The sequence below is a fragment of the Streptomyces sp. NPDC050439 genome, from assembly GCF_040655335.1.
Taxonomy (GTDB): Bacteria; Actinomycetota; Actinomycetes; order Streptomycetales; family Streptomycetaceae; genus Streptomyces.
The window spans coordinates 98,144-116,692 of record NZ_JBFAJT010000006.1; the positions used below are offsets into that span (position 1 = coordinate 98,144).

General features: G+C 70.9%; 14 protein-coding genes, 4 tRNA genes and 1 other RNA gene. 9 read left to right on the forward strand and 10 right to left on the reverse strand.

Annotation, left to right across the window (positions count from 1 at the left end):
- Positions 1 to 14: 14 nt before the first annotated feature.
- Genes purL through purS form a run of 3 tightly spaced genes read right to left on the reverse strand, consistent with a single transcriptional unit; the run spans position 15 to position 3,204 of the window.
- On the reverse strand, positions 15 to 2,279 hold the full coding sequence (purL, locus tag AB0I66_RS24885) for a phosphoribosylformylglycinamidine synthase subunit PurL (protein WP_363210157.1): 2,265 nt from the start codon (positions 2,277 to 2,279) through the stop codon (positions 15 to 17).
- Positions 2,276 to 2,956 (reverse strand): phosphoribosylformylglycinamidine synthase subunit PurQ, encoded by a 681-nt coding sequence (purQ, locus tag AB0I66_RS24890; protein WP_344522188.1) that lies wholly within the window; start codon positions 2,954 to 2,956, stop codon positions 2,276 to 2,278. The genes purL and purQ overlap by 4 nt, the downstream gene beginning before the upstream one ends.
- Positions 2,953 to 3,204 carry a phosphoribosylformylglycinamidine synthase subunit PurS gene (gene purS, locus AB0I66_RS24895; protein WP_135332092.1) on the reverse strand — a complete coding sequence of 84 codons (252 nt, stop codon included), beginning with the start codon at positions 3,202 to 3,204 and terminating at the stop codon, positions 2,953 to 2,955. Before purS ends, purQ begins: the two co-directional genes overlap by 4 nt.
- Before the next feature lie 346 nt (positions 3,205 to 3,550).
- Here purS and AB0I66_RS24900 point away from each other — a divergent pair, with 346 nt between their 5' ends.
- From AB0I66_RS24900 to AB0I66_RS24935, 8 genes are all read left to right on the forward strand, one after another.
- Positions 3,551 to 3,868 carry an Lsr2 family protein gene (locus tag AB0I66_RS24900; RefSeq protein WP_363210158.1) on the forward strand — a complete coding sequence of 106 codons (318 nt, stop codon included), beginning with the start codon at positions 3,551 to 3,553 and terminating at the stop codon, positions 3,866 to 3,868.
- A gap of 147 nt (positions 3,869 to 4,015) precedes the next feature.
- A tRNA-Gly gene (locus AB0I66_RS24905) sits at positions 4,016 to 4,087 on the forward strand.
- 79 nt (positions 4,088 to 4,166) lie between these two features.
- A tRNA-Gly gene (locus tag AB0I66_RS24910) sits at positions 4,167 to 4,242 on the forward strand.
- 132 nt (positions 4,243 to 4,374) lie between these two features.
- The gene (locus AB0I66_RS24915; protein ID WP_363210159.1) at positions 4,375 to 5,328 is read left to right on the forward strand and encodes an ABC transporter ATP-binding protein; all 954 of its coding nucleotides are present in this window, start codon (positions 4,375 to 4,377) and stop codon (positions 5,326 to 5,328) included.
- Positions 5,325 to 6,119, forward strand: coding sequence for an ABC transporter permease (locus tag AB0I66_RS24920; RefSeq protein ID WP_363210160.1), 795 nt, complete (start codon positions 5,325 to 5,327; stop codon positions 6,117 to 6,119). Before AB0I66_RS24915 ends, AB0I66_RS24920 begins: the two co-directional genes overlap by 4 nt.
- 15 nt (positions 6,120 to 6,134) lie before the next feature.
- On the forward strand, positions 6,135 to 7,400 hold the full coding sequence (locus tag AB0I66_RS24925) for a histidine kinase (RefSeq protein ID WP_363210161.1): 1,266 nt from the start codon (positions 6,135 to 6,137) through the stop codon (positions 7,398 to 7,400).
- The gene (locus AB0I66_RS24930) at positions 7,397 to 8,005 is read left to right on the forward strand and encodes a response regulator transcription factor (protein WP_363210162.1); all 609 of its coding nucleotides are present in this window, start codon (positions 7,397 to 7,399) and stop codon (positions 8,003 to 8,005) included. The genes AB0I66_RS24925 and AB0I66_RS24930 overlap by 4 nt, the downstream gene beginning before the upstream one ends.
- 23 nt (positions 8,006 to 8,028) lie before the next feature.
- A tRNA-Gly gene (locus tag AB0I66_RS24935) sits at positions 8,029 to 8,104 on the forward strand.
- A 65-nt stretch (positions 8,105 to 8,169) separates the two neighbouring features.
- Here AB0I66_RS24935 and AB0I66_RS24940 read toward each other — a convergent pair.
- The 6 genes from AB0I66_RS24940 to ffs form a co-directional block, all read right to left on the reverse strand.
- Positions 8,170 to 9,066: a phosphoribosylaminoimidazolesuccinocarboxamide synthase gene (locus AB0I66_RS24940; protein ID WP_363210163.1), complete on the reverse strand. Its 897-nt coding sequence runs from the start codon at positions 9,064 to 9,066 to the stop codon at positions 8,170 to 8,172.
- Between the two features lie 84 nt (positions 9,067 to 9,150).
- Positions 9,151 to 10,653, reverse strand: a complete 1,503-nt coding sequence (locus AB0I66_RS24945) for a N,N-dimethylformamidase beta subunit family domain-containing protein (RefSeq protein WP_363210164.1) — start codon at positions 10,651 to 10,653, stop codon at positions 9,151 to 9,153.
- 286 nt (positions 10,654 to 10,939) lie between these two features.
- Positions 10,940 to 12,751, reverse strand: coding sequence for a hypothetical protein (locus tag AB0I66_RS24950; protein ID WP_363210165.1), 1,812 nt, complete (start codon positions 12,749 to 12,751; stop codon positions 10,940 to 10,942).
- 326 nt (positions 12,752 to 13,077) lie between these two features.
- Positions 13,078 to 14,376, reverse strand: coding sequence for a phosphoribosylamine--glycine ligase (gene purD / locus AB0I66_RS24955; RefSeq protein WP_363210166.1), 1,299 nt, complete (start codon positions 14,374 to 14,376; stop codon positions 13,078 to 13,080).
- Positions 14,377 to 14,497: 121 nt separating this feature from the next.
- Complete coding sequence (locus AB0I66_RS24960) at positions 14,498 to 16,834, reverse strand: DNA polymerase III subunit gamma and tau (RefSeq protein ID WP_363210167.1); 2,337 nt, start codon at positions 16,832 to 16,834, stop codon at positions 14,498 to 14,500.
- 44 nt (positions 16,835 to 16,878) lie between these two features.
- Positions 16,879 to 16,977: signal recognition particle sRNA small type (gene ffs, locus AB0I66_RS24965), an RNA gene on the reverse strand.
- 142 nt (positions 16,978 to 17,119) lie between these two features.
- On the opposite strand from ffs, the gene AB0I66_RS24970 reads away from it, so the two are divergent.
- Positions 17,120 to 17,207: transfer RNA gene (locus AB0I66_RS24970), tRNA-Ser, on the forward strand.
- Positions 17,208 to 17,286: 79 nt separating this feature from the next.
- Here the strand turns inward: AB0I66_RS24970 and AB0I66_RS24975 are convergent.
- Positions 17,287 to 18,540, reverse strand: a complete 1,254-nt coding sequence (locus tag AB0I66_RS24975; RefSeq protein WP_363210168.1) for a site-specific integrase — start codon at positions 18,538 to 18,540, stop codon at positions 17,287 to 17,289.
- Between the last annotated feature and the right edge of the window lie 9 nt (positions 18,541 to 18,549).

The following is an 18,549-nucleotide window of genomic DNA, read 5'->3' on the forward strand; positions in this document are numbered from 1 at the left end:
GATCGGGAGGCGGATCAGGCGAAGAGCCCCGGCAGGGTCCCCTCGTGCGCCTCGCGGATCTCGGCCAGCGGGAGCGTGAACTCGCCCTGGAGTTCCACCGCGTCGCCGTCGACCACACCGATGCGCGTCGCGGGCAGGCCCCGCGCCCCGCACATGTCGGTGAAGCGCAACTCCTCGGAGCGGGGGACGGAGACGACCGCGCGCCCCGCCGACTCGCTGAACAGGAGGGTGAACGCGTCGAGACCGTCCGGGACGACCAGGCGCGCGCCCTTCCCGCCGCGCAGGCACGACTCGGCGACGGCCTGCGCGAGGCCACCGTCGGAGAGGTCGTGCGCCGCGTCGACCATGCCGTCGCGCGAGCCCGAGATGAGGATCTCGGCGAGCAGCCGCTCGCGCTCCAGGTCGACCTTCGGGGGAAGCCCGCCGAGGTGGTCGTGGACGACCTGCGACCAGGCCGAACCGCCGAACTCCTCGGTGGTGTCACCGAGCAGGTAGAGCAGCTGGCCCTCTTCGGCGAACGCCATCGGCGTACGCCGCGCCACGTCGTCGATCACACCGAGGACGGAGACGACCGGCGTCGGGTGGATCGCCGCCTCGCCCGTCTGGTTGTAGAGCGAGACATTGCCGCCGGTCACCGGGGTGCCCAGGATCTGGCAGGCGTCGGCGAGGCCACGGGTGGTCTCGGCGAACTGCCACATGACGTCCGGGTCCTCGGGCGAACCGAAGTTCAGGCAGTCCGAGACGGCGAGCGGCCGTGCGCCCGTCGCGGCGACGTTGCGGTACGCCTCCGACAGGGCGAGCTGCGCGCCCGCGTACGGGTCGAGCTTCGAGTAGCGGCCGTTGCCGTCGTTGGCGAGGGCGACGCCGAGGCCGGTCTCCTCGTCGATGCGGACCATGCCGGAGTCCTCGGGCTGCGCGAGCACCGTGTTGCCCTGCACGAAGCGGTCGTACTGATCCGTCACCCACGCCTTGGATGCCTGGTTCGGCGACGCGACGACCGCGAGGACCTGCTCGCGCAGTTCCTTCGAACTCGCCGGACGCGCCAGCTTGTTGGCGTCGTCGGCCTGGAGGGCGTCCTGCCACTTCGGCCGGGCGTAGGGGCGCTCGTAGACCGGGCCGTCGTGGGCGACGGTGCGCGGGTCGAGGTCGACGATCTTCTCGCCGTGCCAGAAGATCTCCAGCCGGTCGCCGTCGGTCACCTCACCGACGACGGTGGCGATGACGTCCCACTTCTCGCAGATCGCGAGGAAGCGCTCGACCTTCTCGGGCTCGACGACCGCGCACATGCGCTCCTGCGACTCACTCATGAGGATTTCCTCGGGAGTGAGCGTGGAGTCGCGCAGCGGTACGTCGTCGAGCTCGACGCGCATGCCGCCGGAGCCGTTGGACGCCAGCTCGGAGGTCGCGCAGGAGAGGCCCGCGGCACCGAGGTCCTGGATGCCGACGACGAGCTTCTCGGCGAAGGCCTCCAGGGTGCACTCGATGAGGAGCTTCTCCTGGAAGGGGTCACCGACCTGCACGGCCGGACGCTTCGACGGCTTGGTGTCGTCGAAGGTCTCGGAGGCCAGGATCGAGGCGCCGCCGATGCCGTCGCCGCCCGTGCGGGCCCCGTAGAGGATGACCTTGTTGCCGGGACCGGAGGCCTTCGCGAGGTGGATGTCCTCGTGCCGCATGACGCCGATGGCACCGGCGTTGACCAGCGGGTTGCCCTGGTAGCAGGCGTCGAAGACGAGCTCGCCGCCGATGTTCGGCAGGCCCAGGCAGTTGCCGTAGCCGCCGATGCCCGCGACGACACCCGGCAGGACACGCTTCGTGTCGGGGTGGTCGGCGGCGCCCATCCGCAGCGGGTCCACGACCGCGACCGGGCGCGCGCCCATCGCGATGATGTCGCGGACGATGCCGCCGACACCGGTGGCCGCGCCCTGGTAGGGCTCGACGTACGAGGGGTGGTTGTGCGACTCGACCTTGAAGGTGACCGCGTAGCCGTTGCCGACGTCCACGACACCGGCGTTCTCGCCGATGCCGACCAGCATGGCGCCCCCACCCGGTGTATCAGCCTCGGGGGCCTTCTCGCCGAACTGGCGCAGGTGGACCTTGCTGCTCTTGTACGAGCAGTGCTCGGACCACATGACGGAGTACATGGCGAGCTCGGCGCCGGTGGGACGGCGGCCCAGGATCTCGCGTACGCGCGCGTACTCGTCTTCCTTCAGGCCCAGTTCGGCCCAGGGCAGCTTGACGTCGGGAGTCTCGGCTGCGTGCTTGACGGTGTCCAGAGTCATGCGTTGACCAGCTTCTTCAGGATCGAGGTGAAGAATCCGAGGCCGTCGGTGCGGCCGGTCCCGACCAGCGGCTCCACGGCGTGCTCGGGGTGCGGCATGAGGCCGACGACATTGCCCGCCTCGTTGGTGATGCCGGCGATGTCACGGAGCGAGCCGTTGGGGTTGCCGTCCAGATACCGGAAGGCGACGCGGCCCTCGGCCTCCAGCATGTCCAGGGTCCGCTCGTCGGCCGTGTACTGGCCGTCGATGTTCTTGAGCGGGATCTGGATCTCCTGGCCGGCCGTGTAGTCGGCGGTCCAGGCGGTCCGGTCCGTCTCCACGCGCAGCTTCTGCTCGCGGCAGATGAAGTGCAGGTGGTTGTTCCTCAGCATCGCGCCCGGCAGCAGGTGCGACTCGGTGAGCACCTGGAAGCCGTTGCAGATACCGAGAACCGGCATCCCCGCCTTCGCCTGCTCGATGACCGACTCCATGACGGGCGAAAACCGTGAAATGGCCCCGGCCCGGAGATAGTCGCCGTACGAGAATCCGCCGGGAAGCACCACGGCGTCGACCTGCTTCAGGTCCTTGTCCCGGTGCCAGAGCGGCACTGCTTCGGCGCCGGCGACGCGGACGGCGCGCTGGGTGTCGCGGTCGTCGAGCGTTCCGGGGAAAGTGACGACTCCGATTCGAGCAGTCACTTCTCTTCCTCCACCTTTACGAAGAAGTCTTCGATCACGGTGTTGGCGAGGAAGGTTTCCGCCATCTCGTGGATACGGGCGAGGGCCGCGTCATCGACGGGCCCGTCCACCTCGAGTTCGAAGCGCTTTCCCTGACGTACGTCGGCGATCCCCTTGAATCCGAGGCGCGGCAGTGCACGCTGCACCGCCTGGCCCTGGGGGTCGAGGATCTCCGGCTTGAGCATGACGTCGACTACGACGCGTGCCACTGGCACTCCCGGTGTGTGGTGCTGGCTGAGCGGTCCCTTCAGACTACCCGCACAAAAATTCTACTCGCGTAGATTCGTAGATTCCTACGTGAGGACGGTCACGTTCCTGCTCATACTCACGTATCGAACGGGGCACCTTCGCGAAAAATCCTGGAAAAGATCACGCATCGCCATTGCACCCGGACACGCGGGCGGATTTAGTCGGACTTCACAATGCAATGCCGGGCACTGTACAAAGGAAAAGGCATTGGCCGATCCTTTGCAGATAACAGTGCCCCATAACAGCCGGACAGCCGGCATCGCCGCACGTCAACGTCGGTGGAGCCGCACGAAGGGACCGATATTCGTGGCGCAGCGTGTCGTAGTCACTCTCTTTGACGACATCGACGGCGGGGAAGCGGCGGAGACGATCGCCTTCGGTCTTGACGGCAAGTCGTACGAGATCGACCTCAATCAAACCAATGCCAAGAAACTGCGCAAGGTACTTGCCCCGTACCTGGACGCGGCCCGCAAGCAGTCGAAGTCCGGCAAGGCCTACCGGCACACCACGGTGGCGGCGAACCCCGCGGCCGTCCGCGCCTGGGCCCGCTCGCACCAGATGGACGTCCCGCCGCGCGGCCGCATCCCGAAGAAGGTCTACGAGGCCTTCGAGGCGGCCAACTGACGTTCCGGCCCACCCCGGCCGACCTCGGCCCGATGGCCTGCCAGGAGGGCCCCTCGGCAACCGACTTGACCTGCACCCCCGCCGGTCGGCTAAAGTCTGGAGCACGCCGAGGGGCAAGGCCGAAAGGCCCGAACCTCACGGAGTCTTGCGGGTGTAGTTCAGTAGTAGAACATCCCCCTTCCAGGGGGAAGGCGCAGTGTGCAATTCCTGTCACCCGCTCTGCATCGCTCACCGAGCACTCTTTCGAGTGCGGTAGGCTGGTGCTCGCGCCGATCAGTGAGAGCTGGTCGGAGGCAATGCGAACGTAGCTCAGTTGGTAGAGCGCAACCTTGCCAAGGTTGAGGTCGCGAGTTCGAACCTCGTCGTTCGCTCCAGAGAAGAAGGCCCCGGTCATCGCGACCGGGGTCTTCTTCGTGTTCCGTTGCCGCTCGGCTTCTGACATTTGTCATGCGAGCCGGTGACAGCGCGCACTGCTCCGGTGCCCGGGGCCGGGGGACGCTCTACTCATGACTGACCAAGTGATCGACGTGACCGATCTGCGGCGCGTGTACGGGGGAGGTTTCGAGGCGGTCCGGGGAGTGTCCTTCTCCGTGGGCCGCGGCGAGCTCTTCGCGCTGCTCGGGACCAACGGCGCCGGCAAGACCTCCACGGTCGAACTCCTCGAAGGGCTCGCCCCACCCGCCGGGGGGCGGGTGCGGGTGCTCGGCCACGATCCGTACGCCGAGCGGGGCGCCGTGCGCCACCGGATCGGGGTGATGCTCCAGGAAGGCGGCTTCCCCTCCGAGCTGACGGTCGCGGAGACCGTACGGATGTGGGCGGCGTGCACCAGCGGCGCGCGCCCCACCGCGGAAGCCCTCGACATGGTGGGCCTCGGCAAGCGGGCCGGCGTACGCGTGAAGATGCTCTCCGGCGGCGAGAAGCGGCGGCTCGACCTGGCCACCGCCCTCATCGGGCGGCCCGAGGTGCTCTTCCTCGACGAACCCACCACCGGCCTCGACGCCGAAGGGCGCCGCGAGACCTGGGAGTTGGTGCGTGCCCTGCGCGACGGTGGGACGACCGTACTGCTCACCACGCACTACCTCGAAGAGGCCGAGAACCTCGCCGAACGGCTCGCGATCCTGCACGAGGGGCGGATCGCCGCCTCGGGCCGGGTCGCCGACGTGGTGGCCGAGCAGCCCTCGCACGTCTCCTTCGAACTGCCCACCGGGTACTTCGTCGGGGATCTGCCGCCGCTCGGCGAGCTCGGGGTGAGCGAGCACGAGATCGTCGGCGGACGGGTCAGGCTCCGTACGCACGAGTTGCAGCGGGCGGCCACGGGGCTGCTGCTGTGGGCACGGGACGCGAATGTCGAGCTCGGCAGGCTCGACGTACGGGCCGCGTCGCTGGAGGAGGCGTTCCTGCGCATCGCGCGGGACGCCGAGAGCGCGGCCGGTGTCGCGGAGAAGGAGAAGGTGGCATGAGCGCGCTGACGACGGCCCCGCAGGCGATGACGACCCCCGCCCAGCGGATGGCCGCCCTCGCCCGGGCCGAACTGACGCTGCTCGGACGCAGCAAGGGAACCTTGGTCGCGGCGCTGTTCGTGCCGCTCGTGATGCCGTTCAGCCTGAGTCAGGTCGCGGACGGCATGGACCTCAAGGGCACCGGGCTCTCGGTCGGGTCCGTGGTGGTGCCCGGCGCCATCGGCTTCTCCCTGCTCTTCGCCGTCTACTCCACGCTGACCGCCGTCTACGCCGCGCGCCGCGAGGAACTGGTGCTCAAGCGGCTGCGCACCGGTGAGCTGCGCGACCCGGAGATCCTCGCCGGAGCCGCACTGCCCTCGGTCGCCATCGGCGTGATCCAGATCGTGGTGCTCGCGGTCGGCTGCGTCGTCCTGCTCGACGCGGGGGCGCCGAGTGCGCCACACCTCGCCGTCATCGGCGTACTGCTCGGCCTGGTGATGTTCGGCGCCCTCGGCGCGGTGACCGCCAGCTTCAGCAGGTCCGTGGAGTCCGCGCAGGTCATGGCCATGCCGCTGGCCTTCGGCTCGATGTTCGGGTCCGGCCTCTTCATCCCCTTCGAGGTCATGCCCGACAAGCTGGCCGCGGTCTGCGAGCTGCTTCCGCTCTCGCCGGTGATCGAGCTGGTGCGCGGCGGCTGGACGGGGAATCTCGCGGCGACGGACGCCCTCGGCGCCACCGTCACCGCTGTGGCCTGGACCGTGGTCTCGGTGTTTGCTGTACGACGGTGGTTCCGCTGGGAACCCCGACGCTGAGGAAGGGATCAAGACGTGGTCGGCCGAATCAGGGGGCTGAAGCGCGGCTGGCATGAGCGGAGCAAGATCGAGAAGGTCGAGTTCCAGAGCATGATCATGTGGCACGTCGTGCCGTGGTTCTTCTTCCTCAGCTGGGCGTCGCTGCCCCTGGGCGTCGGGATGAAGCACCAGACGCTGCCGCTGCTCCTGGGCTGGACGCTGATCGCGGTGGCCGCCCTGCAGTGCGTGCACGTCAACCGCTCGCTGCGCCGCTCCGTCGACCACTATCTGAAGCGTGCGGAGCTGCCGCGCCATGACCTCGCCGTGGCAGCCGCTCTCATGGCCGTCGGCCTCGGGCTCGCTCTCGCCCTCACCGCGCTCGACGGCATCAAGGACGAAATGCTGGGCTTCCCGCTGCTGTTCCTCACCGTTCCGTACGGCCAGGCGCTCGCTTTCGCCGTTCCGGTCCGCCGCTTCCTCGAGCAGTTCGCCGCGATCGCCGTCCTGCTCGTGGGGGCGTTCGCCGTGGCCGGGGTACGCGGCGGGCGGCTCTTCGCGATCGCCCTGATCATCGTCTGCGCCGCTCTCCTCACCCTGCTCACCTCGCGTTGCGGCGCCTGGACGCTCGCCGTGATGTGGGAGGGCGACCGGGCCAGGGAGATCGAGGCGCGGCTCGCGGTGGCCGAGGAGCGGCTGCGGTTCGGGCGGGACCTGCACGACGTGATGGGACGCAATCTCGCGGTCATCGCGCTGAAGAGCGAGCTGGCGGTGCAGCTGGCCCGGCGGGGACGGCCCGAGGCGGTCGACCAGATGGTCGAGGTGCAGCGCATCGCACAGGAATCCCAGCGAGAGGTGCGGGAAGTGGTACGGGGTTACCGGGAGGCCGACCTCGCCGTCGAACTCGCCGGTGCGCAAGGGGTACTTGAGGCGGCGGGAATCGACTGCCGGGTGAGCGGGTCGTCCGCGGGGCTGCCGGTGTCCGTGCAGTCGGCGCTGGGATGGGTCGTACGGGAGGCCACCACCAATGTGCTGCGGCACGGGGACGCGCAGCGGTGCGACATCGCGCTGACGGTCACCGGGGAGCGTACGACCTTGACGATCGAGAACGACGGGGCACCCGAAGCGGTCCCCGAAAGCACGGGGACCGGTCTTGCCGGGCTCCGGGAGCGGTTGGCCATGGTGGACGGATCGCTGGAGGTCACGTCCGGCGGCGGCAGGTTCCGCCTGGCCGCGGAGGTTCCGCTGCCCCGCCCGCAGAAGTCGGCGGCGGGGGCACGGGAGCCGGAAGAGGTGGGGCTGTGAGCCTGCGCGTGCTGCTCGCCGATGACGAGCACCTCATCCGCGGCGCCCTCGCCGCGCTCCTCGCACTTGAGGACGATCTCGTCGTGGTCGCCGAGGCCGCGTCGGGGCCCGAGGCACTCGCCATGGCCCTCGCCCACCGGCCCGATGTGGCCGTGCTCGACCTGGAGATGCCGGGCGCCGACGGTGTGAGGGTCGCCACATCGCTACGGGACGAACTGCCGCACTGCCGCACCATGATCGTGACGAGCCATGGCAGACCGGGGCATCTCAAGCGGGCACTCGCGGTGGGCGTACGGGGCTTCGTGCCGAAGACGGTCAGCGCGCAGCGCCTCGCGGAGATCATCCGCACCGTTCATGCCGGTAACCGCTATGTGGACCCGGAGTTGGCCGCCGACGCGATCTCCGCCGGGGACTCCCCGCTGACCGTCCGCGAGGCCGAGGTGCTCGAACTCGCCGCCGATGGCGCGCCCGTCGCGGAGATCGCCGAGCGGGCCGCGCTGTCGCAGGGAACGGTCCGCAACTACCTCTCCTCCGCCGCCACCAAGATCGGCGCCGAGAATCGTCATGCCGCGGTGCGTCTCGCACGCGAGCGAGGTTGGGTATAGTTGGCATCGCGCTTCGGCGCAGCGCGGACGTAGCTCAGTTGGTAGAGCGCAACCTTGCCAAGGTTGAGGTCGCCAGTTCGAACCTGGTCGTCCGCTCCACAGAGAAAACCCCCGGTGCCTCTCGGCGCCGGGGGTTTCTTCGTATGCGCCATTGCGCCACTGCGCTACCAGGACATGCCCGTCAGACGCTCGTACGCCTCGATGTACTTGGCGCGCGTGGCGTCCACCACGTCCTGCGGGAGCGGGGGCGGCGGCTGCTCGCTCTTGCGGTCCCAGCCGGAGACCGGCGAGGTCAGCCAGTCGCGGACGAACTGCTTGTCGAACGACGGCTGGGCGCGGCCCGGCTGCCAGCTGTCCGCGGGCCAGAAGCGGGACGAGTCCGGGGTGAGGACCTCGTCGGCGATGACGAGGTCCTCTCCCTCGAAGCCGAACTCGAACTTCGTGTCGGCGAGGATCACGCCGCGGTCGCGGGCGATGTCACGGGCCCGGCCGTACACCGCGAGGGTCGCCTGGCGGAGTTGGGCCGCCGTCTCGGCGCCCACCTGGCGGGCCACTTCCTCGTAGCTCACGTTCTCGTCGTGCTCGCCGACCGCCGCCTTCGTGGCGGGCGTGAAGATCGGTGCGGGAAGTTCCGAGCCGTCGCTCAGGCCGTCGGGCAGCGCGAGGCCGCAGACGGTGCGCGTTTCGTTGTACTCGACCAGGCCCGAGCCCGTGAGGTAGCCGCGGGCGACGCACTCGACCGGGACCATCGCCAGGGACTTGCAGACCGTGGTGCGGCCCTCCCACTCGGCGGGGGCGCCGGGCGGGACGTCGGTGGAGATGACGTGGTTCGGCACGAGGTCGGCGAGCTGGTCGAACCACCACAGGGAGAGCTGCGTGAGGACCCTGCCCTTGTCAGGGATCTCCGTGGGCAGCACCCAGTCGTAGGCGGACATACGGTCGCTCGCGACCATCACGAGGTCGCCCGCCTCGTTCCGGTACAGGTCGCGCACCTTGCCGGTGTGCACATGCACCAGGCCCGGCACCTGAAGCGGCTCGGGCTTTTCTACGAATCCGGACACGGTTCCTCCCCGTGGTTCTGACTGAATGCTGCTGATTCTCCCGCATGGGGAGAGGGCTCGCGGCCAGGGGGATGCCGGCGAGCGTCAGTCCCGTTTGCAGATGCGGTCCAGGAGGTTGGCGGTGGCGCGCTGGACACGCGTGTCCACATGGCCGGGACGGTCGAGCGCCGGGGACCAGGCGAAGGTGCCCGAGGCGAAGACCAGGGCGCCCGAGGGGGCGCGGTAGAGGGACGACTCCTGGTGGCGCGTGGCGCCCTCGGAGTCCTCGTACGGCGAGTGGGCGAGAAGGATGCGGCCCTGGTGTTCCGGCAGCGCGGTGCGCGGGAAATAGCGGTCGGCCTCGCCCGCGACCAGGCCCTCGATCTCGTCGCCCTCGTGCGCGCCCGTCGCCTCCCACAGCCAGTGGTCGGCGTTGCGCACGACGAGGGGGGCGGGTTCGGGGACGCGGCCCGCGTACTGGATGCCGAGGAGCTGCTGTTCGGCCCCCTTGCCGCCGTCCCGCTCCCGCCAGAGGGCCGGTCTGCCGGGGCCGTGACGCTTGCGGCAGGTCAGCAGGCGGTCTTCAACGCCGGACGGGGAAGGGCTCAACTCCACCTGCCAGTACATGGTGTTGGCGGAGAGGAAGACGAGGGACGTGCCGTGCTCGCGGGCCTGTTCCGTGGCCCGGCGCATGTTCGCCGACCAGTACTCGTCGTGGCCCGGGAAGACCAGGCCCCGGTACCGGGTCGGATCGATGCGGCCCGCGTGCAGGTCGCGGGTGTCGGCGTACGCGAGGTCGTAGCCGTACCGCTCGGCCCAGCGGATGAAGTCGTAGGCGTGGCCCACGTGCAGGGGCAGGCCCGCGCCCGCGTACGGGCGGTCGAAGGAGACGGTGTGGGCGGCCTCGCTCTCGCCGAGCAGGCGCCCCTTCTCGTCCCACGCGTGATAGAGGCTCGCGCCCGTGCGGCCGTCCTCGGGGTAGAGGTTGTACGCCTGCCAGGTGATGTCCGGCAGGAGCAGGAGCAGATCGGCGCGGTGGTCGTCGCGGACCGTGAACGGGACGTGCGAGCGGTAGCCGCCGACCGTCGTGAGGACCGCCACATACGCCCCGACGCTCCAGTAACTCGGGATCTGCAGACGCCAGGAGAGCCACCAGTGGTGGCAGGAGACCGTGCGGTCGGCGGCGAGCGGGGGCGGCTGGACGATGCCGGAGAGGCGCGGGCTGGTGGTGATCTTGCTCGCGCCGTCGCCGCCGTAGTGCCCGATGCGGTAGATGTCGACGAAGAACTGCTGGGGCGGGTCCACCGTGACGTGGAAGTCGATCGCCCCGCCGGGGGCCGCGGCGCCGGTGGAGGCGAAGCCCTTGATCTGGCCGTGCACGTCGTCCGCGGTGCGGGGGCCGTTCGTACGGGTGCGGGTGCGGGGTGCGGGGATGTTCTGCGCGCCGGGGGCCGGGGCGTGGTCCACGTACCAGGGGACGACCTGGCCCGTGTCGTCGAAGTAGTGCTCTGCGCCTCGGAGCCAGGGCAGGGGCCCTTGGCCGAAGGGGTCGGTCACGGCGTGCGCCAGCGCGCCCGATTCCCACCTGCGGATCTGCTCCGACCCCATGTGTGTGCCCCTCCCTCGCTGCTCCCCCGAGATTGCTCCGCGGTGCGGTGCGGTGCGGTGTGCTCGACCCCTGCGTGGTGCCGCCGTTGCCTGCTGCTTGCCGCTGCTTGCCCGACAGTTCGCATGCCATACCAACGGCCGATCCCAGCACATCACATTACGCACGCACTCCGTCACCGTTCGTCGCGAATCGACGAGAACGGAAGGGAGCGTTCCGGGGAGTGGGGAGGGGGACGGGCGCGGGGTGGGGGGAGATGTGGGGCTGGAGCGAGGCGGTCGGGGAGGTTCAGACCAGGCGAATTGGTTTTTCCGGGCGGACGCCCAGGCGGGCCAGCCAGCCGCGCAGGGGGATGGGGTCGCCCTCCTCCACGAGACTCCGGACGACCGGCGTGAGATCAGCCGCGCGCTCCCCGTCGACCAGGAGTGACGGGCCGTCCAGCCAGTCGAGACCGGGGGCGGCACCCGCCGTGTCCACGGCCGCGCAGCAGACCAGCGCCGTGACGTGATCGGCCAGCAACTCCCTTCCCGTACGCGGCGGCTGGAGCGGGAACAGCGGCAGCGTTCCGTCGTCCCAGAGCGCGTCGTCCGGGCCCTGTCCCGTCGGCGCGGGGCGGGGCGGTGCGGCGGCTTCCTCGCGGGCCATCTCCGCGGTGAGGCCCGCGGCCAGGAGACCGCCGGGGCCGTCGGTGGACTCTTCGCCGTCCTCCGACTCCTCGCCGAACAGGGGCTTTTCGACGGTCAGGGCTTCTTCGTCGCGGGCCGCGGTTGCTCCCTGTGCGGCCTCCGTGGCCTCCGCCGTCAAGTGGTCCAGCACGCGGCCCAGCGTCGGGCCCTTGGAGTCGGCTGTCGTCGGGTCGGCGCAGTGGCTGACGCCCAGGGAGTCCAGAACGCGGTGCAGGCGCGCGGCGTCCATGCGCCACTTGCGGTCGACGACCTCGTCCGGATACTCCTGCCACGCCACCGGCGCCCAGTCCGGGCCCTGCTCGGCGGGGCCGCCGTGGAAGAGGCGGGCGGCCAGCAGCGAAGCCGCCTCGTCCACCGAGCCCGGCTCCTCCAGAAGGTCACAGGCGGGGCGCTCGCCCAGGCGGGAGGTGAAGCCCTCCGCAAGGCGGTCCCTGCGGGAGAGTTCGGTGAGGGCGGAGACCACACCCGCGTCCAGGCGCGAGGGCCAGCGGCCCATCCGCCAGGCGGGCAGCGCGACCTTGGTCAGGAGCCGGTCCCACCCGGCGTACGCCAGGCCCACCTGCTCCTGGGCGACGATCCGCACCCCGTAGTCCACGGCCTGGGCGCGCTCGGCGGCGGCCGCCGCGACCCCGCGCTCCATCTCGCCCGCATGCCCCCGGACACTGCGCAGGAGCAGCCGCGTCACCCAGCCGGCACCCCCGAGCACCGTACGCACGAGCGGACCGCGTCCCGGCGCGGAAGTGACCGCGACCGCGGCGTCCAGGCCGCGGATGAAGCGCCGGGCCGCGGCTATGTCGGGGTGCGCCGAGGGTCCCGTACCGGCCACCACAGGGGCGAGCACCGCCCGCAGCTCGCCGACCCGCATCCACCACAGGAACGGTGAGCCGATGACGAGCACCGGAGCGACGGGGGCCGGACGGCGCGGGGCGGGGCGACCGTCCCGCACGCCATTGCCCTCTTCCTTCGGGGGCTGCGGGGCGGAGCCCTCCGCGGGCGGGCCGTGCGCGGGATGCGTGCGGTCCTCGAGCCAGCTGTCGCAGTCAGGGGTGAGCGCTATCGCCGAGGGAGCCGGCACATCGAGGCGGTCGGCGAGGTCCCGCACCAGGCGGTACAGATCGGGGGCCGAGCCCTCGGTGATCGGGACGGTCGGGCTGACGGCGGGCCTGGACCGCGCGACCACCAGTGCGATGCCCGCGGCGGCGATCAGGACGAGCACGGCGAAGGCCGTCACGACGCCGCGCGCGACGTCCCAACTCCCGCCGGTCATATGGCCCGTGACGCCGCCCGCGATGAGCACGACGGCGACGGCGGCGGGCAGCAGCGCGACGGCCAGCGCCCTGCTGCGGATGCGCAGCACGGCGAGCGCCTGGGACCGCGCGGACTGCACGCCCACCTCCACACCCGTACCTGACACGACCGATGTCACCCCCTGCTGCCTGCGCCGCCTGTCTCCCGGCCGGGGGCCGGGACGACGGGCGGACGGCAGCCGCCGATGGATTTGCTCACTCCCCCACTGTGGCACCCGCCACTGACATCGCAATGCCGGTGGTCTGTTTGGCTCTGGGCACCTGAACCGCTTGCGCCGCACCCTAGTTGGGGTGCCGGGCATCGTCAGCCGGATGGGCCAGCGGTCACTCGATGGAATGGCTTTGGGTAAAGGTGGATGACGGTCAGGCCCCGGATCCAGTGTCAGATCCGGGGCCTGTGAGCCGTTCGCGGGTGGCGCGCGAGTGACGTTCGTTACGCCTGCGCCGCCTCCGAGGCCGCCTTCGCCGACGCGTCCGAGGCCGCGTCCGAGGCCGCCTTCGCCGCGATGTCCGTACGGTGCTGGGAGCCGTCGAGGCGGATGCGGGACAGCGCCTTGTACGCGCGCTCGCGAGCCTCGTGCAGATCCGTGCCGGTGGCCGTCACGGAGAGCACACGGCCGCCCGCGCTGACCACCGCGTCGCCGTCGCGCCTCGTCCCCGCGTGCAGGACGTACGCGTCCGGGGCATCCTGTGCCGCGACATCGCCGAGGCCCTCGATGGGGTCACCGGTGCGCGGGGTCTCCGGGTAGTTGTGCGAGGCGATGACCACGGTCACCGCGGCATCGTCGCTCCAGCGCAGCGGGGGCAGGTCCACGAGGGTGCCGTTCGCGGCGGCGAGCAGGACTCCGGCGAGCGGGGTCTTCAGGCGGGCGAGGACGACCTGCGTCTCGGGGTCGCCGAAGCGGGCGTTGAACTCGATGACCCGTACGCCGCGGCTGGTGATCGCCAGGCCCGCGTACAGGAGCCCCGCGAACGGGGTGCCCCGGCGGCGCAGCTCGTCGACGGTCAGCTGGAGCACGCTCTGCATGACCTCGTCGACCAGCTTCGGGTCGGCCCACGGGAGGGGCGAGTACGCGCCCATGCCGCCGGTGTTCGGCCCTTCGTCCCCGTCGAGCGCGCGCTTGAAGTCCTGCGCGGGCTGCAGCGGTACGACGGTGACGCCGTCCGTGACGGCGAAGAGGGAGACCTCGGGGCCGTCGAGGAACTCCTCGATGACGACGCGGTCGCAGGCCAGGGCGTGGGCACGGGCCGCCTCGATGTCGTCGGTGACGACGACGCCCTTGCCGGCGGCGAGGCCGTCGTCCTTGACGACGTACGGCGCCCCGAAGGCGTCGAGCGCCTCATCGATCTCTTCGGGGGTCGTGCAGACGTAGGACCGCGCGGTGGGCACCTGGGCGCCCGCCATCACGTCCTTGGCGAAGGCCTTGGAGCCCTCCAGCTGCGCGGCCTCCTCGGAGGGGCCGAAGCAGGGGATTCCGGCGTCGCGCACGGCGTCGGCGACTCCGGCGACCAGGGGCGCCTCCGGGCCCACGATCACCAGACCGGCACCGAGCCGGGTGGCAAGGGCGGCCACCGCGCTGCCGTCGAGGGCGTCGACCGGGTGCAGCTCGGCCACGTCCGCGATGCCGGCGTTGCCGGGCGCGCAGTACAGGGCGGAGACGTCGGGGTCGAGGGACAGAGAGCGGCACAGGGCGTGTTCGCGGGCACCACTGCCGATGACGAGGACCTTCACGGGCGCCAGCCTAGCTTGGCGCGGCCCGTGCCTTCGTACGGCCGCCCCAGTCCTGGGGGCTGCCGCTTTTGTGCGTTCCTCCAGAGTCGGGGCGCGGTCCCGGGCCCCCGAGGGCGGTGGCTCAGGGTTCGTTGTTGTATTCCTCGACGATCGTCGCGCCCAGCTCGCGGACGATCAGGTCATGGCCGGAGAGTGCCGACTCCACCAGGTCGGGGTCGTCGTCCGCCCATGTGTCGTCCTCCGGCGAGACATGGTCCACGACCCGCCGCTCCGGGGCCGGGGCGGGAGTCGGGGCAGGCGCGGGAGCAGCCGGTGCCGGACCGGCGGCGGACTGCGAGGGCGACGGCGACTGCCGCTGCTGCTGGGGCTGGTGCTGCTGGTACTGGGGAGCCGACGGCGCACCGCCCCCGTAGCCCCCCGCGGGCGACGGCGCGCTTCCCCCGAAGTTGCCCGCGGCGGGCGGCGGCGCCGAGCCCCCCGTGGGGTCGACGATCGCCTCGACCTTCCACTGCACCCCGAACTGCTCGGACAGCGCCTGCCGCAGTACGTCCTCACTGCCGCTGCTCGCGAAGTTGTCCCGCGCCCCCGCGTTCACGAAGCCGATCTGCAGTGTCGTCCCGTCGAAGCCCGCCACCTGGGCGTTCTGGCTCAGCAGGATCCAGGTGAAGCGGCGGCGGCCCTTGACCGCCTCAAGGATGTTCGGCCACAGGGTCCGCGGATCGGGCCCGCCCACGGGAGCCGAAGCCTGGGCCGGGGCCTGCGCCGGAGCCGGGGAGGCCGCCGGAGCGGGCGTCGCCTGCGCGGGCGCGGGCTGCTGCGGAGCCGGGGCGCCACCCCCCGCCGCCGCGGCCGTGGGCCAGCCGCCCGGCCGGGGGGCCGCCTCCGCAGCGGGAGCGGGAGCAGACGGAGCGGAGGCCGCGGGGGCGGCCTTCGCCGGGCCGCTGCCGGGCGCCGAAGCCGTGGGCCACCCACCGGGGCGCCGCTCGCCGGACGGTGGGGCGGCAGCCGGCTCCGGAGGGGCAACCGGAGGGCTCTCCTGAACCGGAGCCGCCGGCTCAGGGGCGGGGGGAGCAGTGGGAGCGGGCGCAGGGGCCGACGCAGGGCCGGGAGCAGGAGCCGCCTGGCCCCCGCCCCGCACCGCGGCCCGCGCCGCCGCGACCCCGCCCCCCGGCGGAACCTGCGACGCGGCAGGCCCCGGCTGCATGGGCGCCCCCTGCTGCACACTCGCGTGAGCCTCGGGCCCCGGCGCATACCCCATGGCCGGTCCGGGCCCCCCGCCCTGCGCCCCCGCCATGAAATTGCCGCCGCGCTCCAGCCGGTCGAGGCGGGCCATGAGCGAGCGCTCGTCGTCGTACGCCGCCGGAAGCAGCACTCGGGCGCAGATCAGCTCCAGCTGCAGTCGGGGCGACGTCGCTCCCCGCATCTCCGTGAGGCCTTCGTTCACGAGGTCGGCCGCGCGGCTGAGCTCCGCGCCGCCGAAGACGCTCGCCTGCGCCTGCATCCGCTCCACGACGTCCGACGGGGCGTCGATGAGCCCCTTCTCCGCCGCGTCCGGCACCGCGGCGAGGATCACCAGGTCCCGCAGCCGCTCGAGCAGGTCGGCGACGAAGCGCCGCGGGTCGTTGCCGCCCTCGATGACGGTGTCGACGATCTCGAAGGCGGCGGCGCCGTCCCCCGAGGCAAAGGCCTCCACCACGGAGTCGAGCAACGACCCGTCCGTGTAACCGAGAAGGGACGTCGCCATGGCATACGTCACACCGTCGTCGGCCGCGGAGGCGAGGAGCTGGTCCATGACGGACATCGAGTCACGCACGGACCCGGCACCGGCCCGCACGACCAGCGGGAACACACCCTCCTCGACGGCCATCTGCTCCCGGCCGCATACCTCGGCCAAGTACTCGCGGAGGGTCCCCGGCGGCACGAGACGGAACGGATAGTGATGCGTGCGCGACCGGATCGTCCCGATGACCTTCTCGGGCTCCGTCGTCGCGAAGATGAACTTGAGGTGCTCCGGCGGCTCCTCGACCACCTTCAGCAGGGCGTTGAAGCCCGCCGAGGTGACCATGTGCGCCTCGTCGATGATGTAGATCTTGTACCGGCTGCTCGCCGGGCCGAAGAAGGCCTTCTCGCGCAGATCACGGGCGTCGTCCACGCCTCCGTGCGAGGCGGCGTCGATCTCGATGACGTCGATCGATCCCGGGCCGTTCCTCGCCAGGTCGCGGCAGGACTGGCACTCGCCGCAGGGCGTCGGGGTGGGACCTTGCTCACAGTTGAGACAGCGGGCCAGGATGCGCGCGCTCGTCGTCTTGCCGCAGCCGCGCGGGCCACTGAACAGGTAGGCGTGGTTGACCCGGTTGTTGCGCAGCGCCTGCTGCAGCGGGTCGGTTACATGCTCCTGCCCGATGACCTCGGCGAACGACTCCGGGCGATAACGGCGGTACAACGCGAGAGACGACACACATACGAGGTTAATGGCGACCACTGACAACCAGGACCGCCCCAACGCAAAGCGCCCCCCACGCACCCGCCAGAGCCAACCTACCCTTGCTGCCTTCCGGCCCTGGGGGAGTTCAGTCAGATAGCGCCACGTGAGGGGCTGAGCCCCACCCTAGCCGATCCCGGGGCCCGGAAGCGACGCCGGACCCGACCTCGGTGCTCGCCCCCGGGAGACCGGAGGACGATCTTCGAGTTCGAAGCGGATCGTGTTCGCGAGCACTCCCCAACGTCTTGTATTGTTTGCGGCGGAGGATTCGCCTAGTGGCCTAGGGCGCACGCTTGGAAAGCGTGTTGGGGGCAACCCCTCACGAGTTCGAATCTCGTATCCTCCGCCAGTGCCTCACCGGGCACGATGTTGAAGGGCCTCGCTGCTTGCAGCGGGGCCCTTCTCCGTTGTCCGTCTCAGTTTCCGTCTCAGTCGGCTTCTGGGGCCTCCGGGGACGCCTCCCAAAGAGCGTCGCCCACTTGCTGCGCGACCTTCCGCAGCATCGGCCCGGTGATGTGCATGTACCGCGCGCGCATCCGAGCCGCTCCCCCGGGCTCCCAGCCCATGATCGAGTCGACAACGACGTCCGGGACGCCGAGGAGCAGCAGCACGGTCGCGGCGGTGTGGCGTGCGTCATGGAGTCGGCCGTCCCGTACGCCCGCGTCCCGAAGGAGCCGCTTCCACACGTGGAAGTCGGTGTTGGGGTTCAGCGGCCCACCGAGCGGAGACGCGAAGACGTACCCCTTGCCCTCCCAGTCGGACCCGGCGCGAGCCCGCTCCCTGTCCTGCTCCTCCTGGTGCTGGCGCAGAAGCTTGATGAGCGGATCGGGCAGCCCGATCGTGCGCCGCCCGGCACGCGACTTGGTGCTCTTGTGCTCACGGCGGATCTGCTCGCGGTGCGGGCAGTAACCAGGCCTCCGGCCGCAGGGCTTGGCGCCGCATCCGTGCGCGTACTTCGGCCGCAGCCGGTTCTTACGGATACGGGCGTACCCCGCGTCGAGGTCGACGTCCTCCCAGTGCAGCCCGAGCGCTTCTCCTTGCCGAAGACCGAGCGCCAGGGCGACCACCCAACGAGAGCTGTTGCGCAGCTTGGCCGCCTCCACGAGCACGCTCTGAACCTCCTCGATGGTGAACGGCTCGATGTCCTCCTCTTCGAGCCGCGGGGCCTTGGCGATCTCGGCGACATTCGTGGCGACGTGCCCGCGCCTCACGGCCTCACCGAGGGCGACGCGAACGGTCCGGTGGACGTGGTGGGCGGTGCCGGCCGAGCTCCCGGATTGCTGCATCTTCCGGTAGAAGCGTTCCAAGTGCTCGGGCTCCACCTTGTCGAGCTTGTGGGCGCCCAGGCCCGGGACGATGTGCACGCGTACGTCGACTTCGTAGCCGTCGTACGTGTTCTCGGAGACGTACGGCTTGGCGATGTTCTCGACCCAGTGCTCAAGCCAGCTCTGCACGGTCCAGCTCTGTCCCGGCTTCCGGAGCTTCTTGGCGTCCCGGTCCCGCTCCATCTGCCGTACGGCCTTGGTGACTTCGGCGCGGGTCTTCCGCTCGACGTGGCGGCGGTCCGGCTTGCCGTCGTCGCGGACTCCGACGGTGACGCGGCCGTGCCATTTGCCGTCCTTACCAAGGTAGATCGACGAGGCCCCGTTGGGCTGACGAGTGCGCTTCTTCGGCTCTGTCATGTCGCCCCT

What these genes read in the sequence shown, in the direction of transcription:
- purL (WP_363210157.1), bottom strand. Translation starts at nt 2,279, where the DNA reads ATGACTCTGGACACCGTCAAGCACGCAGCCGAGACTCCCGACGTCAAG.
- AB0I66_RS24915 (WP_363210159.1), top strand. Translation starts at nt 4,375, where the DNA reads ATGACTGACCAAGTGATCGACGTGACCGATCTGCGGCGCGTGTACGGG.
- AB0I66_RS24920 (WP_363210160.1), top strand. Translation starts at nt 5,325, where the DNA reads ATGAGCGCGCTGACGACGGCCCCGCAGGCGATGACGACCCCCGCCCAG.
- AB0I66_RS24945 (WP_363210164.1), bottom strand. Translation starts at nt 10,653, where the DNA reads ATGGGGTCGGAGCAGATCCGCAGGTGGGAATCGGGCGCGCTGGCGCAC.
- AB0I66_RS24975 (WP_363210168.1), bottom strand. Translation starts at nt 18,540, where the DNA reads ATGACAGAGCCGAAGAAGCGCACTCGTCAGCCCAACGGGGCCTCGTCG.